The sequence below is a fragment of the Janthinobacterium sp. NKUCC08_JDC genome, from assembly GCF_019345575.1.
Classification (GTDB): domain Bacteria; phylum Pseudomonadota; class Gammaproteobacteria; order Burkholderiales; family Burkholderiaceae_D; genus Janthinobacterium; species Janthinobacterium aestuarii.
Window position 1 is genome coordinate 1 of the sequence record NZ_JAHKQW010000005.1, and the last position, 23,578, is coordinate 23,578.

19 protein-coding genes are annotated in these 23,578 nt (G+C 65.1%); 6 read left to right on the forward strand and 13 right to left on the reverse strand.

Annotation, left to right across the window (positions count from 1 at the left end):
- The 3 genes from KO538_RS14380 to KO538_RS14390 form a co-directional block, all read left to right on the forward strand.
- A partial coding sequence (locus tag KO538_RS14380) for a FecR family protein (protein ID WP_219328688.1) occupies positions 1-779 on the forward strand: 779 nt, incomplete at its 5' end.
- A 93-nt stretch (positions 780-872) separates the two neighbouring features.
- Positions 873-3,335: a TonB-dependent siderophore receptor gene (locus KO538_RS14385; protein ID WP_219328690.1), complete on the forward strand. Its 2,463-nt coding sequence runs from the start codon at positions 873-875 to the stop codon at positions 3,333-3,335.
- Positions 3,335-4,549, forward strand: coding sequence for a PepSY domain-containing protein (locus KO538_RS14390; RefSeq protein WP_219328691.1), 1,215 nt, complete (start codon positions 3,335-3,337; stop codon positions 4,547-4,549). Before KO538_RS14385 ends, KO538_RS14390 begins: the two co-directional genes overlap by 1 nt.
- On the opposite strand, the gene KO538_RS14395 is transcribed toward KO538_RS14390, so the two are convergent.
- Positions 4,550-5,095, reverse strand: a complete 546-nt coding sequence (locus KO538_RS14395; RefSeq protein ID WP_219328692.1) for an RNA 2'-phosphotransferase — start codon at positions 5,093-5,095, stop codon at positions 4,550-4,552.
- 17 nt (positions 5,096-5,112) lie between these two features.
- Positions 5,113-7,191, reverse strand: a complete 2,079-nt coding sequence (locus KO538_RS14400) for a TonB-dependent receptor (protein ID WP_219328693.1) — start codon at positions 7,189-7,191, stop codon at positions 5,113-5,115.
- 110 nt (positions 7,192-7,301) lie between these two features.
- On the opposite strand from KO538_RS14400, the gene KO538_RS14405 reads away from it, so the two are divergent.
- On the forward strand, positions 7,302-8,525 hold the full coding sequence (locus KO538_RS14405; protein ID WP_219328694.1) for a response regulator: 1,224 nt from the start codon (positions 7,302-7,304) through the stop codon (positions 8,523-8,525).
- On the opposite strand, the gene KO538_RS14410 is transcribed toward KO538_RS14405, so the two are convergent.
- Both KO538_RS14410 and KO538_RS14415 read right to left on the reverse strand, forming a co-directional pair.
- Entirely contained in the window at positions 8,510-8,890 is a 381-nt protein-coding gene (locus KO538_RS14410; RefSeq protein WP_139089267.1) for an immunity 22 family protein, read from the reverse strand. The genes KO538_RS14405 and KO538_RS14410 overlap by 16 nt on opposite strands.
- The gene (locus KO538_RS14415; RefSeq protein WP_219328695.1) at positions 8,891-11,584 is read right to left on the reverse strand and encodes a polysaccharide deacetylase family protein; all 2,694 of its coding nucleotides are present in this window, start codon (positions 11,582-11,584) and stop codon (positions 8,891-8,893) included.
- Between the two features lie 161 nt (positions 11,585-11,745).
- On the opposite strand from KO538_RS14415, the gene KO538_RS29395 reads away from it, so the two are divergent.
- The gene (locus tag KO538_RS29395; RefSeq protein ID WP_256267169.1) at positions 11,746-11,868 is read left to right on the forward strand and encodes a hypothetical protein; all 123 of its coding nucleotides are present in this window, start codon (positions 11,746-11,748) and stop codon (positions 11,866-11,868) included.
- Positions 11,869-11,887: 19 nt separating this feature from the next.
- On the opposite strand, the gene KO538_RS14420 is transcribed toward KO538_RS29395, so the two are convergent.
- Genes KO538_RS14420 through KO538_RS14455 form a run of 8 tightly spaced genes read right to left on the reverse strand, consistent with a single transcriptional unit; the run spans position 11,888 to position 19,683 of the window.
- Positions 11,888-12,952, reverse strand: coding sequence for an ABC transporter substrate-binding protein (locus tag KO538_RS14420; RefSeq protein ID WP_070302795.1), 1,065 nt, complete (start codon positions 12,950-12,952; stop codon positions 11,888-11,890).
- Between the two features lie 48 nt (positions 12,953-13,000).
- Positions 13,001-14,056, reverse strand: a complete 1,056-nt coding sequence (locus KO538_RS14425) for an ABC transporter substrate-binding protein (RefSeq protein WP_219328696.1) — start codon at positions 14,054-14,056, stop codon at positions 13,001-13,003.
- A gap of 39 nt (positions 14,057-14,095) precedes the next feature.
- Positions 14,096-14,977 (reverse strand): ABC transporter ATP-binding protein, encoded by an 882-nt coding sequence (locus KO538_RS14430; protein ID WP_219328697.1) that lies wholly within the window; start codon positions 14,975-14,977, stop codon positions 14,096-14,098.
- Positions 14,974-16,239, reverse strand: coding sequence for an MFS transporter (locus KO538_RS14435; protein WP_219328698.1), 1,266 nt, complete (start codon positions 16,237-16,239; stop codon positions 14,974-14,976). Before KO538_RS14435 ends, KO538_RS14430 begins: the two co-directional genes overlap by 4 nt.
- The gene (locus KO538_RS14440; RefSeq protein WP_034755835.1) at positions 16,232-16,996 is read right to left on the reverse strand and encodes an ABC transporter permease; all 765 of its coding nucleotides are present in this window, start codon (positions 16,994-16,996) and stop codon (positions 16,232-16,234) included. The genes KO538_RS14435 and KO538_RS14440 overlap by 8 nt, the downstream gene beginning before the upstream one ends.
- Entirely contained in the window at positions 16,993-17,841 is an 849-nt protein-coding gene (locus KO538_RS14445; RefSeq protein WP_219328699.1) for an ABC transporter permease, read from the reverse strand. The genes KO538_RS14440 and KO538_RS14445 overlap by 4 nt, the downstream gene beginning before the upstream one ends.
- Positions 17,838-18,911, reverse strand: coding sequence for an ABC transporter substrate-binding protein (locus KO538_RS14450; RefSeq protein WP_219328700.1), 1,074 nt, complete (start codon positions 18,909-18,911; stop codon positions 17,838-17,840). Before KO538_RS14450 ends, KO538_RS14445 begins: the two co-directional genes overlap by 4 nt.
- A gap of 22 nt (positions 18,912-18,933) precedes the next feature.
- Positions 18,934-19,683 carry a class II aldolase/adducin family protein gene (locus KO538_RS14455; RefSeq protein WP_219328701.1) on the reverse strand — a complete coding sequence of 250 codons (750 nt, stop codon included), beginning with the start codon at positions 19,681-19,683 and terminating at the stop codon, positions 18,934-18,936.
- Positions 19,684-19,908: 225 nt separating this feature from the next.
- Between KO538_RS14455 and KO538_RS14460 the strand changes: the two genes are divergently transcribed.
- Positions 19,909-20,961 carry an ABC transporter substrate-binding protein gene (locus KO538_RS14460; protein WP_219328703.1) on the forward strand — a complete coding sequence of 351 codons (1,053 nt, stop codon included), beginning with the start codon at positions 19,909-19,911 and terminating at the stop codon, positions 20,959-20,961.
- A gap of 94 nt (positions 20,962-21,055) precedes the next feature.
- On the opposite strand, the gene KO538_RS14465 is transcribed toward KO538_RS14460, so the two are convergent.
- A complete protein-coding gene (locus KO538_RS14465) occupies positions 21,056-23,428 on the reverse strand; it encodes a TonB-dependent receptor (RefSeq protein ID WP_219328704.1) in 2,373 nt (790 codons plus the stop codon).
- Positions 23,429-23,578 lie beyond the last annotated feature (150 nt).

Sequence of the window (23,578 nt, forward strand, 5' to 3'; positions counted from 1 at the left end):
CCCTGGCGCCGGCGCCGCGCCATGCCGCCGGCCGCCGGCGCGCCCTGCAACTGCTGGGGCTGATCGCGGCGGGCGGGGGCACGGCCCTGCTGGCGCACGAAACGGACTTGTGGCAGAGCGCCGCCAGCGACTACCGCACGTCGGTCGGCGAGACGCGCACCATCGTGCTGGCCGACGGCACGCAAGTGGTGCTCGACACGGCCAGCGCCATCGACGTGCGCTACGGCGCTGGCGAACGGCGCATCGTGCTGCGCGCGGGCGCCATCCTCGTCACCAGCGCGCATGAAACAGCGCCCGTCTACCGTCCGCTGCTGGTGCAAACGCCGCAAGGCACGGCCACGGCGCTGGGCACGCGCTTCAGTGTGCGCCTCGATGATGGCGAGAGCCGTGTCGCCGTGTTCCAGGGTACAGTCGCCCTGCAGCCGCTGCAGCCGATGCAGGACGGCGCCCCCTCGCTGCACCTGCAGGCGGGCCAGCAGGCTGGCTACACGCGCCTGGAAGTACAAGATGTGACGAACGTCGAAAACAGCGCCGCCGCCTGGACCGATGGCAGCCTGGTGGCAGAGCGCATGCGCCTGGACGAGCTGTTGGCCGAGCTGGGGCGCTACCGCCACGGCGTGCTGCGCTGCGACGAATCGATCGCCAGCCTGCGCGTGACGGGCGTGTATTCGCTGCGCGACACGGACCGCTCGCTGGCCAACCTGGCCGCCAGCCTGCCCGTGCAGCTGGTTTACCGCACGCGCTACTGGGTCAGCGTGGGGCCGCGCCAGGCCAGCTGAAAAAATAAGTGAAAAAACGTTGAGGGTTTTGGCTTTTCGTTCGGAATACGGGAAGAACCGATTTTTTCCCGCCACTTTCCAAGGATTTGCACCATGCCCCCTCGCCTGACCGCACCTGCGCACAAACTGCGTCCGTTCCCCCTCGCCGCCGCCATCCAGGCCCTGTTCCTCGCAGGCGCCGCCGTGGGCGCCGTCGCCGTCACGGCCCCTGCCGCCTGCGCGCAGACGGCCGACGCGACGCAAGCGAAGCGCCAGTACGCGGTCCCCGCCGGACCGCTGGAACGGGCCTTGACCACGTTCGCCAGCGCGGCCGGCGTGGAACTGTCGGCCGACGCGGCCCTGTTGCAGGGCAAGCGCAGCGGCGGCCTGGCGGGCAGCTACACGGTGCGTCAGGGTTTCGAGGAACTGCTGCGCGGCCAGGGCGTGCGCGTGGTGGCGGGCGCCAACGGCGCGTACGCGCTGCGGGCGGAGACTGCACCGGCAGCCACGCCGGCCCAGGCCAGCACCACCCTGCCGGCCATCACCATCAATGCCAGCAGCGAACGCGAAACGGCGACGGGCCCCGTGCGCGGCTACGTGGCGCGGCGCGCCGGCTCGGCCACCAAGACGGATACGGCGCTCAATGAAAACCCGCAATCCGTGTCGGTGGTCACGGCCGATGAAATCAGCGACCGCAATGCCGAATCGCTCGACGAAACCCTGCGCTACACGGCCGGCGTGACGCCGAACCAGCGCCCGCTGGGCAGCGACGATTCCTCGCTGCTGCGCGGCTTCACCATCGAGACGAACGGCATCCTGCAAGATGGCTTGCGCAACTCGGGCCGCACTTTTGGCGCCTCGATCGAACCGTATGGCCTGGAACGCCTGGAAGTGCTGCGCGGCCCCGCATCCGTGCTGTACGGGCAGATTCCGCCGGGCGGCATGGTCAACGCCGTCAGCAAGCGTCCCAGCGCGGACGCCGTGCGCGAAGTGGGAATTGAGTACGGCAGCTACCAGCGCCGCCAGCTGAAAGCCGACGTGGGCGGCACCATCGACACGCCGGGCGCCTGGACCTTCCGGGTCGTCATGCTGGGCCGCGAAGCCCATACGCGGCTGGACCGCGACCGCGACAACCGCCTGTACTTCGCCCCCTCGCTCACCTGGCAGGCAGGCCCCTCCACGCGGTTGACTTTGCTGGCCCGCTACGAGCAGGACAACCAGCAGTACGCGTTCCCGAACCAGCTGCTGCAGCCTGGCCCGCGCGGCCAGGTCGACCCAAGTGTGAACCTGATGGGCGACGACAACCGCTTCAAGCGCCGCAATACCATGCTGGGCTACGAGTTCGAGCACACATTCAACGATACCTGGTCGCTGCGCCAGAACCTGCGCTATACGCGCCTGAAGAACGACCGCACGGACATGTTCCCCGGCGGTCTGAACGACGACGGTACCGTTGATCGATATTTCTGGCCCGTCGACACGGACTCGAAAAGCCTGTTCGCCGACACGCAGCTGCAGGCGCGGTTTGCCACGGGCGGCCTGACGCACCAGGTGCTGCTGGGCGTCGATTACGCGAACATCCGCAACACGGACGACTACCGCCACCAGCGGGGCTTCATCGAGCCGCTCGACCTGTACCAGCCCGTGTACGGCAAGCAGCCCCTGGTCCCGTCCAAGGCGCCCACGCGCGCCGATGCCCCTTCGCGCCAGCTGGGCCTGTACGCGCAGGATCAATTGAAATGGGACCGCTGGGTCGTCACGGCCGGCCTACGCCGCGACAAGGCCACGCAGTCGCGCGACGTCACGGACCTCAATACCGGCGCCGTCAAACCCGACTACCGCCAGTCGCCATCGGCCACCACGGGCCGCCTGGGCGCCGTCTACCTGTTCGATGACGGCTGGGCGCCGTATGTCAGCTATGCCACCTCGTTCTCGCCCGAACTGGGCACGATGATGGGCGGCGGCGCCTTGAAACCGTCGCGCGGCAAGCAGTTTGAAGCCGGAGTCCGCTACGAACCCGTGGGCCAGCGCGCCAGCTATACGGCAGCCGTGTTCGACCTGGTGCGCGACAATGTCTCCACGTCCGACATCGGCAATCCGGGTTTCCTGCTGCAGACGGGCCAGGTCAAGTCGCGCGGCGTCGAACTGGAAGCGCGCACGGAGTTCGCCAGCCGTCTGAGCCTGATCGCCCAATACACCTACCTCGATACGGAGGTCACAAAGAGCAACAATGGCGACCTGGGTTTGCAGCAAGCGGGCGCGCCGCGCCATAGCGCCTCGGCCTGGGCCCGCCAATCGTTCACGCTGGCCGGCAGCCTGCCCGCGTATGCGGCGCTGGGCATGCGTTTTCTCGGCGCCATGCGCTCGAATTCCGATGGCGAAAACCTGAACATCCGCAATGGCGGCATCACGCAGTGGGATGCGGCGCTGGGCGTGTCGCGCGGGCCGTGGCAGTTTGCCCTCAACGTCAACAATGTGCTGAACAAGCAGACCCTGTATGACTGCGGCTACCTGCCTAACCTGTGCTACCGCAATGCCGAACGCACGGCCAACGTCAGCGCGATGTACCGCTTCTGATGCCATCGCTGCACATGCGCCCCGTCCTGGCGGCGCTGCACCGCTATGCCGGCCTGCTGATGGCCGGCTTCCTCATCGTGACCGGCGTGACGGGCAGCGCGCTCGCGTGGAAGGATGAACTGGAGGCGGCCATGCTGCCCGCCGTCTTCCGCGTAGCGCCGCCAATGCACGACGCCGCGCCGCTCGACGCCCTGCAGCTGCGCGAGACGATCGCCGCGCGCTTTCCCCAGGCGCAGGTCAGCTACGCGCCGCTGTCTGCGCCACAAGGCCACAGCATGGTGTTCTACCTGCGCCAGTCCGGCAATGCACCGCTGGCCAGCGACGAAGTGTTCGTCGATCCCTACACGGGTGCCGTGTTGGGCCAGCGTCGCTGGGGCCAGATCAGCGAGGGTGCCATCAACCTGCTGCCCTTCATCGAGCGCCTGCATTACGCGCTGGCGCTGGGCGACACGGGCTTGCTGATGTTCGGCCTGATCGCCATCGTGTGGACGCTCGACTGCTTCATCGGCGCCGCCCTGACCTTCCCCGCGCGTCTGAAAAAACGCTCGCCGGGAACGAAACCGTGGCTGCTGCGCTGGCGCCCGTCATGGCTGCTGCGCCGCCATGGCGGCAGCTATAAACTGGTGTTCGACCTGCACCGCGCGGGCGGCCTGTGGCTGTGGGCCATGCTGCTGGTGTTTGCGTGGAGCGGCGTCGCCTTCAATCTGTACGGCGCCTATGCGGCCGTCATGCATCCGCTGTTTGCCCACCAGGGTGCCGAGGAAATCGTCGCGCGGCACACGCCGTCGCCGGGGCCGCAGCTGGACTGGCCTGCCGCGCGCACGCAGGGCCGCCAGTTGATGGACGCGCTGGCGCGCCAGCACGCATTCACCATCATCGAGGAAAACGCGCTGGCCTACGAACGCGCGCTGGGCGTGTACAGCTACAACGTGCGCAGCAGCCGCGACGTGCGCGCCCACAAGGGCCTGACCACCGTCTTTTTCGATGCGGCCAGCGGCCGGCAGCTGGCCACCTGGCTACCCACGGGTGCAGCGAGCGGCGACACCATCCGCAGCTGGATCAGCGCCCTGCACATGGCCTCGATGTGGGGCTGGCCTTTCAAACTGTTCATTTGCGCCATGGGCGTGCTGGTGGCGGGCCTGAGCGTGACGGGCGTGCTGATCTGGCGCCGCAAGCGCCAGGGACAAGCCAGGGCCAAAGCGCTAAGCCATTAATCAGGGGAAGCCGAGGAAGGTCACCGGCACGGTCTGCGTCAGCCACACCCCATTGTCGGACACGTAAAACACGTAGCCCTGCGCCTGCATGGCGGCCGCATCCACCGTCAGCACGACGGGCTTGCCGTGGCGCGCACCGACCGCCACGGCCGTTTCGCGGTTGCTGGACAGGTGCACGTGGTTGCGCGATCCCGCCAGCAAACCGCCGGCGCGGATCGCGTCGACAAAGCGGCTGGCCGTGCCGTGGAACAGCATGGCGGGCGGCGTGGACGCCGGCAAGGCGATATCGACGGCCGCCAGCGAATGGCCCTGGTTGGCACGGATGCGCAAGCCGTCGGCACTGATGGCGTAGCGCGTCTTGCTGTCGCGCATCACCACGTCATCCAATTGTTCACGGGAAAGGCTGCGGCCATGTTGGGCCGCCAGCGCCAGCAGCTGGCCGATGTCGGCCCAACCCTGGGGATCGAGCGCGAGGCCGATTTTTTCGGGCGCGTGGCGCAGTATGAGGGAAAGGAATTTACTGGTATTTACCAAATGATCTGTCATGCCCCAGTGTAGCCTTGTCAGAACGCATATGCCAAGGTCAAACGCACGGAACGCGGCTCCACCGGATGGAAATGCCGGTCATTCACCCCTTCCGCTGCTTCCCCAGGCAGGCGCGACGCATAGTAATAATCGATGTCGCTGGCGCGCTTGTCGAAGAGGTTGAATACGTCGAGCGAGACGCGCGTCTTGCGGTTGAGCTGGTAAGCCACTCTTGCATACGCAAGGGTGGTCGAGGCCGAGCGCACGCTGTTGTCCTCAATCAGGGGACGAGGGCCGAAGTAACGTAGCTGGAAGGCGCCCGACCAAGGCCCCTGGTCCGTCATGGTCACGCCGAACGACGCCACCTTGTCGATCGAACCGGGTATATAGTTGCCGGCGGGGTCGTTTTCCGTGTAGCGCGAGCGCGAAGCGGCCAGGTCCAGGTCGAACAGCAGCCACGGTGCGGCAATATAATGGTTGTTCCATTCGATGCCGTGGCGGCGGCTGGCGCGGCTGGCCTCCGTTTCGCCCGCGTCGCCGACGAACAGCAATTCCGACGCGATATCGAGGCGCCACAGGGCCAGCGAACTTTGCAGGCCCGGCAGCCATTCCGTGCGCGCACCCAGTTCCATGCCTTTCGTCGGCACCAGCGGCGTGACGGGCGTGGATGGCGTGCCGTCGGGCAAGCGCGTCTGCGTCGTGCCGCGCGCATCGTTGCTGTGGAATCCCTTGCCGTAGTTGACGAAAAATTCCGTCTTGCTCCACGGCCCAAGTATCAAGGACAGCTTCGGCGACACCACGTGATCGTTCGCCGCGCCACTGTTGCCGTCTATGCTGCTGTCCACTTTGAAACGGTAAGCGTCATAGCGCACGCCCGCCACGGAACGCAGCCACGGCAGCCATTGCACCGTGTTTTCGCCGTAGAGGCCGATGCTGCTTTCGCGCACCCGGTCTTCGCGCACCGTGCTCTGCCGCACGCGCTCCACCGTGTTGTACAAGCCCACGGGCGACAGCCGGTCAAAACGCGCCTGCACGCCCAGCTTGTTGCGCAGGGGAAGGCCGAACAGCTCCATGGTCCAGCTTTCGCTGGCGTTCACGCCGGCCACCGTGCGCCGCTCGCTTTGCTGGAACTGGTCGTCCTGTTCCGGATCGGCAAGGAAATACGTGAAGTCGCTGTTGAGTTCCAGCTGCGAGCGGATCAGGTAGGCGTCGAGCTCGAACAGCCGGTTGTCCGTGCGCTTGCGCATCGCGTAAGACAGGCTGTAGCGCGAGGTGTCGCCGCCATCGCTGGGCGCGAGACTGCCAAAACGGCCGATCTGGCCCGATTCCACGGCGCGCAGCGGCACTTGGTCGGTGGCGTTCCAGCTGTTTTTATAGGCCATGCCCGTCACGCTGAAGCCGTCGTCCGGCGTGCCCTGGCTGTAGCGCAGCACGCCGCTGTATTTACGCACGCGCTCCGGCACGTCCCAGGGACCGTTATTGCGGTGCACTTCCAGGCCGACCAGCAAGGTGCCTGGCCCGGCAGACAACGAATCGGCGACGACGCCGCGCACATAACCGTGCTGGCCGACGGAGACGCTGGCCTGCCCCTGCGGCAATTTGTCGGCCAGGCGGATGCGCGCCGCGCCCGCCGAGGCGAAATCGCCTTCGCCGGCGAAATACGGTCCCTTCTTGTAATCGATGCGCTGCACCAGTTCGGGAATGAGGAAATTGAGGTCGGAATAGCCTTGCCCGTGCGCATGCGTGCGCATATTGACGGGCATGCCGTCGACGTAAGTGGCGAAATCCGTGCCATGGTCAAGGTTAAAGCCGCGCAAGAAATACTGGTTGGCCTTGCCGTCGCCGCTGTGCTGGGTGACGATCAGCCCGGGCACGAATTCCAGCAATTCGCCCGTACGCAAGGCGGGCCGGTTGACAATCAATTCAGTAGTGATGACGCCCTGGCTGGCCGCATCCGACGTGCCGACGGCGTTGTCGTAATGGCCAGTCACGCGCACGGTGCGTGTTTCATCGGCAACTGGCGCCGCATCGGACTGGGCCTGGGCCGCCGCCTGGCGCCCCAAGCCCAGCAATGCCAGCGCACAAGCTGCTACCAGTTTGCGTTTTCTCAATCGCATCGCGTCTCCAGTTTTTATGATGTCAGTATGGGTCCAGGGCTGGATTTAGCCTACCGTATATATACGCGGCCGGCTGCTTGTTTGGATTCAGCATTTTTCAAGGAGCGACCGTGGACCTGAGCGACAGTGCCGGCAAGGCAACAAAAACCGCCGCCGCGGCCGTGCGCAAACGCGATGTGTTGCCCTACATCCTGTTGTTCATCCTGCTGGCAGGCTTGCTGGCTGTGATGGCGGGCGCCCTGCTGCCGCCCTACTACCAGGCCGTGCCGGCCCTGCTGTGGAGCCTGGGCTTTTGCGTCAGCGGCATGCTGCTGGGCTTTTTGTTCGGCATCCCGCGCAGCCTGCCCTCGGGCACCGTCAGCGCCGCACCGCCCGATGAGCGGAACAATGGCAAGAGCCGTCCCACGGACGAACCACCGGCCGCAGGGACCGACACGGCGGCCGCCGCCCCCAGCAATACGCTGTTCCTGGGCACGCCCACGCCCATGGAGATCAATTCGAATCTGGTGGAAGTGTCGGACTGGCTGACGAAAATCATCGTCGGCGTGGGCTTGATCGAACTCAAAAGCCTGCCCGGCAGCGCACGCAGCATGGCCGCCTTTATCGCGCCCAGCCTGGCCACGGATACGGCCACGGCGATGGCGGTGGTCGGCGGCATCATGCTGTTCTTTTCCGTGCATGGTTTCCTGATCGGCTACCTGCTCACGCGCATCTACCTGTCCATCATGATCAAGCGGGCCGACAGCATGGTCAAGAACGAATCCGTGCGCCTGGAGAGCGGCAAGGAAATCGAGGTGACGGAACTGAGCCGCTTGCAGCAAAAGTCGCTCGATGACATGCAGGAAGCCGTCACGCAGTTGCTGCTGGCCTACCCGCCCGATGGCGGCGCGCCAGTCACGGCCCTGGCCGGCGTGCCAACGGGGCAAAAGCCGGCCAGCCTGGTGCTGTGGCTGGACGACCATCCGCGCAACAATACCTTGCTGGTGGAACAGCTGGAACGGGAAAACATCAAGGTGGACCAGGCCGTGTCGACGCGGCAGGCGCTGGCCATGCTGCAACAGAAACCGTATGCGCTGCTGATCACGGACATGGCACGGGTGGAAAACCGCCGGCGCATCAAGGATGCGGGCGTGCGCACGGTGCGCGAAGTGCGCCAGACCTTGCCGGAACTGCCCATCGTCGTATATTGCAGCAAGGATACGGTCGCCAGCTACGGCACGGAAGCGCAGGCGGCAGGCGCCCGTTTCATCACCACGTCGGGCACCAGCCTGCTGGCGGCAATCAACAAGTTACTGCATGAGCAACGCGAGGATGGCGCTCAGCCACCGGCGTAGGCGTAGCTGCCCACGTAATGCAGCGAACTGCGGTGGGGGTGCGCCAGCTGGTTCGGCGCAAACACGCAGACGGCCGTGTCGGCCAGCACGCCCTGCCCATCCGCGTCCGCGCACGCCTGCGCCAGCCAGCTGTCGGGGTACGACACGCCATCGAGCAACTGCGCCAGCGGCACTGGCGACGCCAGCATGGCGCTTTCAAAACAGGCCGGCTCGTAGCACGTGAGGCCCGTTTCCAGGATGAATGGCGATGGCATGGCATCGCCATCCTCCGTGTACGTGGGCGACAGGTAGGCCTGCAGCGCCTCCCAGCTGGGGAAACGGCCGCTGCAGGCAAATACGTGGACGATGGGCAAAGTAGTGGCCAACTACAGTTTCTCCATCTTTTGCCGCACGGCCGGCGCCGTGGCCGCCGTCGGCGCCAGTTCCAGATAGGTTTTATAGGCGGCTTTCGCCTTGGCCGCATCGCCGGCCTTGGCATACGCGTCGCCCAGATTCAGATAGGCGATGGCGCGCGACGGGTCCATCTTGACCGTGTTTTCAAACCAGCGGGCCGCTTCGCGGTATTTTTCCTGCTTGTAGAACACAAAGCCCAGGTTGTTGGCCGCCAGCGCGAAATCGGGACGCAGTTTCAGCGCTTCCGTAAATTGCGCTTCCGCCGCCGCATACTGTTTCTCCTTGTACAGCTGCAAGCCGCGGTCGTTGGCCCGCTGCGCCAGCTGACGCGTCGAGCTCGGCACGGCGCCCGGCGTGACGATCTTCTGTTCGCCGCCTTGCAAATCCTTGACCGTCACGCTGGCCGCCGCCGGCTTGGCGTCGAGCTTGCTGTTCAGGGCGATGGCTTCCGTCGACAGCTGTGTCGTGTTCGGGCTGAGGAATTCCGTCTCGCCTGGCAGTTCAAAGACGAAGTCGCCCCCTTCCGATCCCGGCAAGCTGCCAAACGCGGGCGTCTGGTTTGACACGCTGGACACGGCCGGCGCCACGTAGGCCGCCAGTTCCGTCGCCGTGATCAGGCCGTCGCCGTTCAGGTCGCCCTTGCCCGCCAAACCTTGCAGCAGGGTCCACGTGAACACGGAGTGGCCGTTCGGCCCGCCATCGGCCACCAGCTGGTCGCCGCCGCCGGCCGTCAGCATTTGCCGGCCGATGCGCTTGGCGTTGTCGCGCAGGAAGGAACTGGAACCGGCGCCGCGCGTCAGGCCCAGGCCGCTATAGCAGGCGTCCATGACGAAGAACGCATGCTTGGCCGTGAGGCTTTCCGCGATATTCTGGATTTCCGTCATCGGGATCGCATCCGTGGCGAACTGCGCCGGGTCGGAATCGACGGGCACGATATAGCCGAGGTCGCGCCCCGAGCTCAACTTGCGCGTGGCGCCGTGGCCGGCGAAGAAGACGAAGATGCGGTCATTCTTTTGCACGCCGCCATGGGCCAGCTTGTCATGGAAGGCGGCCAGGATGTTGTTGCGCGTCGCTTCGCCATTCTTCAGGGTGACGACACGCTCGGGCGCGAACGCAAACTTTTCGATCAGGGTTTCGCGAATGCCTTGCGCGTCGCGCACCGCATATTGCAATTTCGGCCATTTCGCATAATCGTCGATGCCGATCACGACGGCCCAGGAATTGGCGTAACCGGTGGTGACGGGCACTTTTTCCGGCGCGGGCGCCGAGCTTTTCGCTACCTGGAAACTCGTGCCATCCCAGCCGGCGAATTGATAGCCTTCGGCGATCAGCTTGTCGAGCACGGCCGGCAAGGCTTTGACCGTGCGTTCGTGGATGTCGTGGAACAACACGATGCCGCGTCCCGCCTTGTCGACGGACGCCAGCACCCGGTTCGTGATCGAGCTGGGCACGGGATCGGCCCAATCCAGCGAATCGATATTCCACATCACGGATTTCAAATGCGCATCGGCCAGCGCGGCCATGCCTTCGCTGTTGCGCGCGCCATACGGAAAGCGGAACAGCGCGGCCCGCTCGGGGCTGATGGCTTTCAATAAAGTGTCGGTGCCGAGGATTTCGCCTTTCAGCTTGTCGCCAGTCTGCTTGGATAACTGTGCGTGGCTGAAACTGTGGTTGCCCACGGCATAGCCATCTTTCATCAGCTTGCGGCTCACTTCCGCGCCCGCGTTCAGCTTGGCGTGACCGTCCGCATCGAGCGAACCGAGATTGCGGCCCACGTTGAAGAACACGGCGGGCACGCCATATTGTTTCAAAATGGCGCTGATTTCTTCCGTATAGCGGCGGTGCGGGCCGTCGTCAAAGGTCAGCACGATGGTTTTCTTCGGCAAACCCAGGCCGAAGATTTCCGCCTCATCTTTTTTTGGCGCCGGCTTGGCTTCCGGAATGGAACCGGCCGGTGGCACGGTGTAAGGCACGACGATGCCGTTTTCCTTCAAAATCTGTTCGCGGCTGTAGAGCTTTTTCAGCTGCGCCACGTAATCGTCCCACCGTTCGCGCTTGAGCTCGATGGCGCGCTGGCCCAGGTTGCCGAAGATTTGCCGGATTTCCTTCTCGTAATTGCGCTCGATCTCGCCCAGCGCATCGAGGTCTTCGGAAATGCGTTTGTGCAGCTTGATCGCCGGCAAGGACGAATCCTTGGCCACGTCGGCCAGCATGCTTTGCAGCAGCTCGCGGAACGCCAGGTGATCCGCATCGTACAGACCGGGATCGGACTCGATATACGTCAACAGGCTGTCGAGCGCCTCGAAGCGGCCCGGATTGGTGGGCGCCGTCAGCTGATCGAGCGCCGCATCGAGCTTGGCGATGCGTTCCTGGTTTTCATGGAACAGCGCCTGCCCCACTTTGCGGGCTTCGTCGCGCGCGCCTTCGGGCAAGCTTTGCTCGTCGGCCAGCAGCACGATAATCTTGCGAAAATTGCCCAGCAAGTCGCGGAACTGGCTGGCTACGGCGGCCGTATCGACAGTGGACTGGGGCGCGGCGGCCGGGCTGCCCGAGGCCGGGGCGCCTGGCGTGGCGGTGGCTGCGGGACGGGTGTACGTATAAATGCCGGCCCCAGCGGCGAGAGCCACGACGACGGTGGCGGCGATTTTGATCGGCTTGGAAGTCACAGGCTTGTCATTCCCTTCACATACTATGCATAGAATTCGGATGGCGCGGATGCGCACGATGCATAATTGTAAAGCACGCCCGGCACTTGCTCAGCCCGCACGGTGAATTTCGGCAATAATATCGCTGAGCACCTCCATAGATAGTGAAAACGGAAAAGACGATGCACAAGAAACTCTGCGCCGCGGCGCTGATGCTGGGCGTGGCCCTGATGCTGCTGCAACTGCGCGCGCATGCGGGCGACGACGTGGTCAATGTGGCCGGGCGCGTGTGCTTGCCGCACTGAGCCACGCCCCAACCTAGCACTACACCTTGGCCGGCTCCCAGTAATTGGCCAGCCCCAGCTTTTTCAAGCCTGCCGCGACAAAACGCGGTTCCAGCAATTCCTCCGCCGTCAAAGGCTGGCGGATCAGCTTTTGTTCCTGCGCAAACGCCAGCACCCGGCGGTAATGGCGGTAGACGGCGTCGTCGTACAGGGGCGACCAGCGTTCTTTCCACTGCAAGCCCGGATCGTCATAGCTGCGCCGCACCACACTGTCGGGCGTGCCGTTGCGCGTGCCATCCTTGATGATCGCTTCGCGGTTGCCATCGAGCGCCGCCCAGTGCTGGGCCCGCAGCCAAGCCGTGGCCACCAGTTCGGCGATGTCGGGATGGGCTTGCGTAAAGTCGCGCCGCGCCCACAGTTCCGCCCGCATCTTGCGTTCCGGCTGCCCCTTGCTGGACCAGATGATGCGGCCGATACCCTTGTCTTCCAGCGGATAGCCATTGATCATGAACAAGGCGTCGACGGCGCCCGTGGCCAGCGCGGCCGTGCCAGGCTTCAAATCCATATTGATCAAACGAAAATCCGTGGGCGACATGCGCTGGTCGGCGATCAGCTGGCGCAAGCCCAGTTCCCACGGCCGGCCCCGGTGCACACTGATGCGCTTGCCCTTCAGCTCGGCCAGGGACGTCGCGCGCGAACCGCTGGGCACCAGCAGGAACTGGTCCGTGCCCCGCCCCGCCGGCACGATCACCTGCGTGCGCACGCCGCCCGCGTTGAGGATGACGGACGGCAAGTCGCCGTACGCCGCCATGTCGATGCGCCCGCTGGCGAACGCCTCATTCATGGTCGCGCCCGTGTCGCCCGTGACGGGCAGCCATTCCAGCCGCACGCCCCGCTGCTTCAGTTCGCGCGCCAGCCAGCCTTCCTGCTGCACCCGGTAAGCGATGCCGCCCAGTTCCGCCTTGCCGTTTTCCGCAAAGCCCGTCGAGGCGATGCGCAGGGCCGCAGGCGGCGCCCCCGCCCCTTTCGCTGCCGACACTGCCGACACCGCCTGTCCCGCCAGGGGCAGCAAGGCCAGCCCGCCCATCACCGTGCGTCGCCGCATCGCATTCTCCTCATCATCGAACATGGCCACTGTTGACGTGCTTCCCGCTCAAGCCGCCCGGCGCGTCTGCGCCAGCGCCGCCTCGAAAGGACGGGGGTCGATCCATGCGCGCACGTCGACCTTGCTGGGCAAAAAATTCCAGCGGAACAAAAAGTCGCTGAAATCCTGCAAGCCGGCGACCGACGTTTCCGCCAGGTCCGTGTCCAGCCGCAGATGGGCATCCTTGCCGTACGCCACTTGCACCCAGTGCTCGCTGGCATTCGATTCGCGCGCGAGGAAACGCCGCGTCTCGTCCGCATGGCCGCGCGCCCACGCTTCAGCCCGCAACACCTGGTCGACCAGGGTCACGGCGGAATTGAAATGATTGTCGAGCAGGTGCGCATCGACGCTCAAGGTGCGCGGCGTGCCGTTGTTGGCGCGGATCAAGGGTTCCGGATGAATGCCCGTGTCGATCACCGTGTGCAAGCCGAATTGCTGCGCCAGCAGGGCCGCCGACGCGCCTTTCAGGAAGATGGCGTCCACCTCGCCCCGCAGCAGTCCCAGCAGTTCGGGGCTTTGGCCGCCGCGCCGCGCGCCGCTGAACAGATTCGTCGCCGCACTTTTCTCCGGCGCCGCTTCGCTCTGGCCGGTGTTGACCACATAATCGACCAGTTCCACGTCGGACACAGCCAGCCCTTCCAGGCTCAGCGCGTTTTCCAGCCCGCGCAAGGCTTGCGCGCGCGCAAAGTCGATCTGCGCCTTGGCCCATAAGGGCAAGCCGAAGCGCCGCCCTTTCAAGTCGCGCACGGTCTGGATGCCGCTGTCGGGCAGGGTCAATATCAGCTGCGTCTCGTCCGACCACGACAGGCCGATCACGCGCGTCTCGCGCCCCGCCGCGCGCGCCCACAGGGCAGGAATATTGCCGCCGTGACGCACGGAATTTTGCAAGGTATGGTCGAAATGCGATTCGCGCACGGCTTCCTGGTCCGATTCGCGCAGCGAGCGCAAGCTGGTGCCGTCGGCGCGCAACGCTTCTTCCAGCCAGCCTTGCTGCAGGGCTATCCCCAGGCCCGTCGGAACGGGGCAGCGCGTGTACCACAGGGTGTCGAGAGTGTCATTGCTCATGGTGTATCTCCAGAGTGGGTGGACCAGTCAAAAAGGAAACTACAGCGCCATCCTGCGCGCCCATTCATTGCCATCCCACAAGCTGCTGGGGTGTTCTTCCTGCGTCACGGGCGCATGCGATTCGTCAAGGTCGCTGAAATCCGCATGCAAGCCATCGCGGATGGCGACAAAACCTGGCGAACCGCGCTGGCGCGGGTGGGCCAGCGGCACGTCCTGCACCCGGCACACCTTGCCGGGACGCGCGTCGAGCACGACGATACGGTCGGCCAGATAGACGGCTTCATCGATGTCATGCGTGACCATCACCATGGTGATGCCTTCGTCTTGCCACAATCGGCGCAGTTCCTGCTGCAAGCGCAAGCGGGTCAGCGCGTCGAGCGCACCGAGCGGCTCGTCCAGCAGCAGCACGTCGGGCCGCCCCACCAGGGCGCGGGCAATGGCGGCGCGCTGCGACATGCCGCCCGATAACTGATGCGGGTAGGCATCCGCATAGCCATCGAGGCCCACGCGCGCAATTTCCGCCGCCACACGCGCTTCGCGCTCGGCCAGCGGCACCCTGGTATTGCTGAAGGCCACGGCCACGTTCTGCTGCACCGTCAGCCAGGGAAACAGGCGGTGGTCCTGGAACACGAGGCCCCGATGCAGATCCGTGCCCCGAATCGGCACGCCATCGTGCAGCAGCAAGCCCGTGTAATCGGTGTCCAGGCCCGCCAGCAGGCGCAGCAAGGTGGACTTGCCGCAACCGGACGCGCCCACGATGGCGACGAATTCGCCAGGAGCAATCGTCAGGGAAATATCGTCGAGCACCAGCAGCGGCGCGCCTTTCAGCGAAAACGACTTGCTCACGTGCTGCACTTGCAAGCCGCCGCTCAGGTGCTGCTGTTGCGGCGACAAGGCCGAAGGGGAAACGAAATCATTCATGGCGCACTCTCTGCGGTGGGGGCGATGGAAGGAATGGCGGCGGGCGGCGCCCGGCGCAGCCAGCGGCTGCCGTGGAAAACCAGCCAGGCGGCCAGCCACGGAGCCAGCCAGATCAGGAACACATTGCGCAAGCCCGTCAGGTCGGCCAGGCGGCCCGCCGCCAGCGCGCCAGCCGTGCCGCCCACCATGCCGAACAGGGTCAAATGGGCCGAGACCCTGGCCTTGTCGACGGGCGCGCGGGCGATATTGTCCGTGTTGACGAGGTTATTCACGCCCAAGCCCAGGCCCAGCAGCACGGAGGCCGCCAGGTAGGCGATGCTGTCCGGCCACAGGCCGAGGATCAGCAAGGCGGCCATGATGGCCAGGTGGGCGCCACCATACAGTTGCTCGCGATGACGGCTGGCCAGCACGAATCGCCCCAGGAACAGCAGCACGAGCACGCAGCTGAGTCCCTGCACGGCCATCAGCCAGACGGAGTGATGTGCAGGCCAGTGCAAGACGCGGATGGCCAGCAAGATGGAAAACACGCCCACGCTGGACGCCGTGAAGCTGGCGAGGATCTCGAACAGGTACGTCACGCGCACGACGCGCAGGCGCAGCAGTTCGCGCAGGCTGGCCGCGCCGGGCACGGCAACGTGCCCCTCCTGCTTGCGCGGTGCCGTATTGCTTGGCAACACTTGCCAGCCCAGCACGGCCAGGATGGCGAACATCAGGGCGGAAATCAAGAAGCCTGCCTTCAACCCCAGCTGCGCGATCAGGTAATTGCCGCACAAGGGTCCGAGGAACTGCATGCCCAGGATCAATGTCCCCTTGTACCAGCCCGCCTTGCCCTGCCCCAGTTCCGGCAGGCGCACAAGGAAGACCGTACTCATGGCAACAATGCGCAGCGAGATGCACAGGCCCACCAGAAACATCAGCAAGGCCACCCATTGCCAGCCGGGCAGCCACGGCAGCACGCAAAAAGCCAGCGCCAGGCTCAGGCTGACTCCCGCATACAGATGCTTGGGGTTGCCGCGCGACAAAATATAGCCGGCCGGTATGGTACCGAGCGCCATGGCCAGGGTTTCCGCGCTGCTGATCGCGGCCAGCTGGAAATTGCTCACGTGCAGATGTAACCCCAGCAAGGTGGCCAGCACTTTGTTCATGCCGATGGTCACGCCCGACAGCAGGGTCAAGCCGATAAAGCGCAGCAAGAAGGCGCGCAGCTCGTCTTCGCGCGCGCTGACGGCCGCGTCTGGCTGGAATGGCAACGATTCACTCACTGCTGCGCCCCTTCACCAGCAAACGCGCGAGGCGCGCAAACGCCACGTTCATCGCTTGCGCCAGCAAGGCGATCACGAGCACGGCCAGCAGGACGACGTCCATGCGGCCCGACACTTCGCCGTTGAGCAGCAAGGAACCCATGCCGGGGCCAGCCGAAAACAGCAGTTCGCCGCCCAGGCAAGCGAGCCAGGCAAACGCCAGCGCATGCGTAACGCCCGTGACGATGGCCGGCATGGCGCCCGGCAGCAAAATCTGGCGCAGGGTCTGCCAGCGCGTCAGGGTCAGCACCTGCCCCACTTCGCGCAAGCGCCCTTCCACCTGCCGCATGCCCGCATACGTGTTGAGCACGGTCGGGTAAAAGGCGGCGATGGCGATCACCAGCAGCTTGGCGCCATCGCCATTGCCTACCCACAAGCCCAACAAGGGGATCAGACCCAGCAGCGGGACTTGGCGGATGCTGTGGAACAGCGGACCGATCAGCCGGTCCGCCAGCGGCGACTGCGCCATCAGCGCGCCCGTGACGATGCCGGCGCTGCCGCCCAGCAGCAGGCCGGCCAACGTCCTGCCCAGGCTGGCGCGCAAATGCACCCACAGTTCGCCCGTCAAGACCAGATCGCGCAAGCTATGCGCCAGGTCACCCAGCGACACGAAAATGTAGGCGGCCGCCGCACCCTGGCCGGACGCCCATTGCCAGGCGCCCAGCAAGGCCAGCGGCAACAGCGCGCCCTTGATGATCAGTATCAAACGCTGCTTCATGCTGCGCCTCCCTTACCATCTCCGCTACGTTTCCAGCGCATCAGCCGTGCTTCCAGCGCGTGGCAGAGCCGGTCCAGGCCAAAGCCGATCACGCCCGTCAGCACCACGCCCACCATCACTACGTCGAGGCGGAACATTTGCCGGCCCATTTCCATCATCTGGCCCAGGCCGCTGTCGGCGGCCAGCAATTCCGCGCCCACCAGCACCATCCACGAGCGCGACAGGGCGATGCGCATGCCCGTCAGCGCGGCCGGCACGATGGCGGGCAAGACGATCAGGCGGATGCGCTGCCAGCGCGAGAAGCAATACACTTGCGCCACTTCAAAATAGCGCGCAGACAGGTTGCGGATGGCGTCATGCACGGCCAGCGCGACGATAAAGAAGCTGGCCTTGGCGACGATAAACACCTTGAAACTCTCGCCTATGCCGAACAGTAAGATAAACAGGGGAATCAAGGCCACCGTGGGCAGCTGGCGCAAGACATTGAAGGTCGGGTCGACATAGCTGCGCAAGCCAGGCGACAGGCCCAGCACGACGCCAAACGCCAGGCCCGCGCTGGCGCCCAGGCCGAAACCGGCCAGCAGGCGGAACAGGCTGATGCCCAGGTGCTGTCCCAGTTCGCCGCTCTCGGCCAGGTCGCGGGCCGTCAGCAGTACTTGCCATGGCGACATCAAGATGTGCGCAGGCATCCATTCGAAGGTGGTGGCCGCCGTCCACAGCAGCAGCAAGGCCAGCGGCGAGGCCCACACGGACCAGGGCGAGCGCACGAAGCGCTGCAGCCGGGGAACAGAGGCCGCACGCGCTGGCGCAGGGGCGCGCGGTAAGGCGATAGTCAAGGAAGTCATGGCGCCCAGTAAGTTTGCAATTTCAGCTGCGCCAGCGCCTGGTTGACGAACTGGGGCGCGAACAGGCTGTCGACCTGCAAGGGCCGCGCTATCAGGCCCGCGCTCTTCGCATACGCCGCCTCGCCCACGTAATGCTGGCGCAGGCTGGCCGTAAACAGGGGCGACCAGCGCGCCTGCCACGGCGTATGGTCGCCCGCCAGTTCGCGCCGCACGACGCTTTCCACCTGGCCCGCAGCCGCCTCGGCGCGCACATACTCATCTTCGCCGCCCGCGCCGGCGGCCCGGTGGTGCTCGCGCACATAGGCCGTCACCACGAGCTGGGCCAGCTGCGGATAGCGTTGCAGGAAACCGCTGTCGGCCCACAGCTCGGCGCGCATCTTCCAGTCCTGCGGCGGCGCCTTGCTGGACCAGATGATCTTTCCGACCTTTTTATCCTCGAGCAAAAAGGCGTCGCTGAGGGTGAAGAAGGCATCCGCGCCACCGGTCGCCACGGCCGCCGCGCCCGCCTGCGGATTGAGATTGAGGATTTTCACATCGCGCAAGCTCATGCCGTTCGCTTCCAGCAAGCGCGCGAACGGATATTCCCACGGCCGGCCACGGTGTAGCGCGATCTTCTTGCCCTTCAAGTCCTTGATCGACTTGGCCGTGGAGCCGTTCGGCACCACCAGATAGGTGTTATTGGCGCTGCCGCCGGGCAGGATCAGCCGCGTCTGCAAGCCCGAGGCATTGGCGATAATCGATGGCAGATCGCCGTACTGGGCCAGGTCGATCGAGTGGTTGGCAAACGCTTCGTTGACCTGCGTTGCCACGGAATTGGTCGTGACGGGCACCCATTCCAGCTTCACGCCCAGCTTGCCCAGCTCGGCCGCCAGCCAGCCTTGGGATGCCACCTGGGCGGCCGAGCCGGCAAATACGGTCTTGCCGGACGGCGCCGTGCGGGCCACGACGGCGATGCGCACGGCGGCCGGCAGCGGATCGGCGGCAGCCGCAATCGAGGGCGCCAGCAGGCTGGCCGCCAGGGCGGTAGCGAGTACTTTGCGCCAGTTCAAACGTAAGAATTGCAATGACATCGGGGGCCTGTTCTTGAAAGGGTTACACGAGGTCGGTGGCAGGCAGCAGAGAGAGAGCGCGCGCCGTGTCGATCAGCTTGCTCATCTTCCATTGCTGCAGCAGCACGCCGGGGCCGAAGTCGCGCGAACCGCCGATGGCTTCGGCGGCGATCTGGATTTGCGCACCCTCTTCCAGCAGCAGGATGAACTCGGCCAGCTTCAGCAAGCCCTGCTTGCCCCACACGGTGGCGCCGCCATTCGCTTCCAGGATGGCCGTCGCATGCGTATTGCGCGCGATTTCGTCGAGGATGAAATCGACTTCCGGCTGGCGGCGGTCGATATAGATGGGAATTTCGCGGATCAGCTGAAAGCGCTGCACGGGCACGTAACGAATCGGCAGGGTGCGGTGCGTCTGCGCCCACGCGCCCAGGGACGGCGAATGCACATGCGAGATCGACGTCACCTCGGGCCGTTCGCGGAACAGTTTTAAGTAACGCGCGCCGCCGTTGTTCGCATCGCCCACGATCACCGTGCCATCGAGCGCCAGCACGGCCGCCTTCAATGCCTGGCCGCGGCGGAACGGACCCGGATCGTTGACCACCACGACCTTGTCGCCGCCAGGGGTGCGCTCGACAAAGCCCACCGTACCGTTGGCCGTCAGGCTGCCTGTCTCGCGCAAGCCGTCGAAGGCGATCTGCGCGTCGCGCCGCACCTGCTCCACGAAGGCCAGTTCGGCCGCCGTCAACTCCTGCACCTGTACTTGTTGTGCTTCCGCTTGTGCCACGTCCGTCATGTCATGCTCCATTTGGTTGGGTTGGAATACGGGTCAGTCATGCCTCTACTTTCGCAAGACGCGTGCCAGCGCCGGGGCCGCGAAAATGGTGGGGCGCTGCTGCCTGCGCAACAGCGGTTGCTGGCGTGGCAGCAGCGTTGTGGAAGCGCGCTGTCGGCAAGCCAGCAAGCGGCGCGGGCACGTTTCCTGCACGGTTCAAGGCTCCACCCATCACCAAGGAATCCCATGACTACCGCACCATCTCCCGCTGCCGATACCGTCTGGTTCACCCGCTGTCCCGTGCCCACGGCCACGGGCCTGGCCTATAAACTGGGCTGGCTGGACGAGGAATTCTCCCGCGACGGCATCGCCTTGAAAACCCTGCAGGAAGTGGGCGGCGAACTGGCGCGCCACCATTACGACCACGGCTTGTCCACGCTCGTGCGCGAAGGCGGCAACCTGCTGGCCCTGCCCGCGCGCGCGCAAGGGGCGCCCACGCGCCTGATCGGCCTGACGTGGATCGATGAATGGCAAGCCATCCTCGTGCGCCCCGGTTCCGGCATCACGACACCGGCGCAGCTGCAGGACAAGCGTCTGGCGCTGCCAGCGTTTCGCGCCGAAGACTTGCGCGAAAACCGGCGCGGGCGCAGCATCGCGCGCGGCATGAGCCTGGCCGGCTACAAGGGCGTGCTGGCGTCGGCCGGCCTCACCTTGGACGATGTACGGCTGGTGGAAGTGGGAGGCGACGCCCAGGCATCGGCCAATCTCGGCGCGGGACTGTGGCAAGGCATCGCGCCGCTGCTGCGCGGCGAAGTCGATGCCGTCTACGTCAAAGGCGCGGCGGCGGCCGAAGCGGCCCGCGCGGCGGGACTGGAAGTGGGGATCGACATCGACGCCCTGCCGGACCGGCGCTTCCGCGTGAATAACGGCACGCCGCGGCCGATCACCGTGCATGAAACAATGCTGGAGCAGCATTTCGAACTGGTCGTGCGCTTTTTGACGCAGACACTGCGCGCCGCGCACTGGGCCCGCAGCCACCAGGCCGACGTGCTGGCCATCCTGCAGGGCGAGACGCGGGCCGGCGCCGACGCCGTGGCGGAAGCCTACCGCGACGGTTTTCATCTGACCCTGGCGCCCGACCTGTCCGATGACAAGGTGGCGCTGTTCCGCCAGCAAAAGGATTTTCAGCTGCAGCACGGTTTTCTTGACCGCGACGTGGATATCGAGAGTTGGATCGACCGGCGGCCGCTGGAGGAAGCGCAGCGGCGGCTGGAGGCGCTGCTGCGGGTGGCGGCCTAGTTTGGTGTTGTCGGCTTACGCTGCGCTAAGCCGACCTACGGGAAAACGCAAAGGCCGGCGAATTCGCCGGCCTTTCTACATCAGGCAGTCAAGGTCAGAACTGGATCGTGTAGGACGCACCCACCGTGCGGCCCTGGCCGATGATGACGGTGTCGCCGTTGACGGCGCCCGGCACGAAGCTGGTCAAGGTGTGGTTGCGGTAGACCTTGTCGGCCAGGTTGTTCGCATACGCCGTGATGCGGTGCTTGCCGCCCGGGAGCACATACGACAGGCGCGCATTGGCCAGCGCGAAGCCGCCCTGGTTCAGCAGGTCGCGCGCGGCGTTTTGCGGGTCGACATAATAGTATTGCTTGGACGTGTAGCGCACGTCGCCGCTGAAGACCAGCTGCGCGCCATTGCCCAGCGGGTAGCGGTATTCGGCCGCCAGCAAGGCCGTCACATGGGGCGAGCGCACGAATTCATTGCCGGAGCGGTCGCCGCCATTGTTCTGGATGGCGAAATCGTCGAATTCCGTGCGCAGCAGGCCGATATTGGCGTTGATGTGCAAGTTGTCCGTCGGCTGCGCCTCGATCTCGAATTCCGCGCCGTTCACGTGAGCCTTGCGCACGTTTTGCAGGTAATTGACGCTTTGCGTGGGGTCGCCGTTGTACACGCCCGTGATATTGACCTGCACGTTCTTGTAGTCATAGTGAAAAACGTTGGCGTTGAAATTCAAACGTCCATCCAGCCATTCCGACTTGATGCCCGCCTCGAACGAGTTCAGGGTTTCGGGCTTGACCGTGTTCAGGGCCCGCACGTCCGTGGCGCTCGTGTTGTAGCCGCCCGACTTGATGCCATGCGCGTATTTCAGATAACCGCGCAAGGTGCGGCTGAAGCGGTATTCGGGTGTCACGTCGTAGGTCAGCGCGTTCCACGTGGTCGAGGGATTCGACGTGAAGTTGTTGTTGGCGACTGAGGCGGCAGCGTAATTGCCGCCCCGGACCGTGTTCCACCAGTTGGCTGCGTCGCCAAACGTCACCGTATTCGATGCGGCCTGCACGCGCTGCAAATCGAGGTCCTTGGTTTCCGTCGTCCAGCGCAGGCCAAAGGTGGACAGGAACTGTTCGCTGAAGTTGACGGTCGTGCTGCCGAAGATGGCCGCGCTGCGCGCCTTGTGCTGGTAGATGGTGCGGTTGTAGCCGACGGGCTGCGTGCTGCCCGCCAGCGCCGGCACGGTGCCGTTGGGCAGGCGGGCGCCGGCCGAATCGGAATCGATCTTTTCATTGAAGTAGAACAGGCCCGCCACCCAGCTCACGGCGCCGTTTTGCGGCGACGTCAGGCGCAGCTCCTGCGACACTTGCCGGCTGCTGGCCTTGGAGCGGCTGCGGCCCACTTCCAGCGGCGTGTTGTCGCTGTCGCCCGTCGCTTCGTTCCTGAAATTTTCATAGCCGGTGATCGACGTCAGTGTCAGCTCGCCCAGCGCATATTCCAGGTTCAGCTGCGCGCCGCCCTGTTTCACGTCGCTGTCGGCCGGTGCGTTCGTGCTCACGTCATCGGGATTGGTGCTGGGGATATAGCCATTGCGATAGACGCCATTCGCGCCATAGCTGGCCACCGTCGTCGTGGCGCCCTTGGTCGTGTAGTCGCGGTAATGCAGGTTCAGATTGGCCGTCAGGTCGCGCCCGATCAGGGCCTTGAGCTGGCCGCGGATGGCGCTGTCCTTGAGTTTTCCATCGCGCTCGCCCGTAAACTGGTTGTGGAAGCGGCCCTTGTCCTGCTGCTCCGTGTGGAAAGACAAGCGCCCCGCCAGCACCTCGTCGACCAGCGCGCCGCCAATGGCGCCTTCGGCCAGCTTGGTGTCGTAGCTGCTGTAGTCAAGCTTGGCGTAGCCGCTGGACTTGAACGAGGGCTTGCGCGAAATGACGTTGATGGCGCCACCCGTGGTGTTCTTGCCCCACAAGGTGCCTTGCGGGCCGCGCAGCACTTCCACCCGGTCCAGGTCGAACAGGGGAAAGCCCGTGGCGCTGGAATTGCTGATGTAGACGTCGTCGAGGTAAAAGCCGACGGGATTCGGGAAATCGATCTGCTGCTGGCCCGCGCCGACGCCGCGTATCCACCAGCGGGGGCGGCCATGCTGCTGCGTGCCGGCCGAGGCGTTCGGCACATAATTGAGGATTTCGCTGGCCGAGCGGCCGATGCCCGTGTCGAGCAGCTCCTTGCCGCCCAATACCGTGATCGCGCTCGGCACTTTTTGCGCCGATTCCTCGCGCTTTTGCGCCGTCACCGTCACCGATTGCAGGGAGGCGCCCTCGCCCCCGCCATTCGCGTCGACGGCGGCAATGGCATCGGCGGTCGGCGCTTCGGCATGGGCCATGCTGGAAGCGAGCATCAGGCCGCCGATGGCGAAGGCCGAGCGCAGCGCGCGGCGCACCGGCGTCAAATGAAAGGGGAAAGAAGAAACGGCGGTGGGGGCAGTCGAACGGCGCATGGGTGATTATCCTTGAGTAAAGTCAAAACGCGAGATGGTGATGACCTGCATTGCAAGGCGCATGCCCGCTGCCGCAGCGCAGCAAAATCGTGCTCAAGTGATTGATTTAAAAGGAAGACTATCATCATGATAGTGCTGTTGATTTGGCAG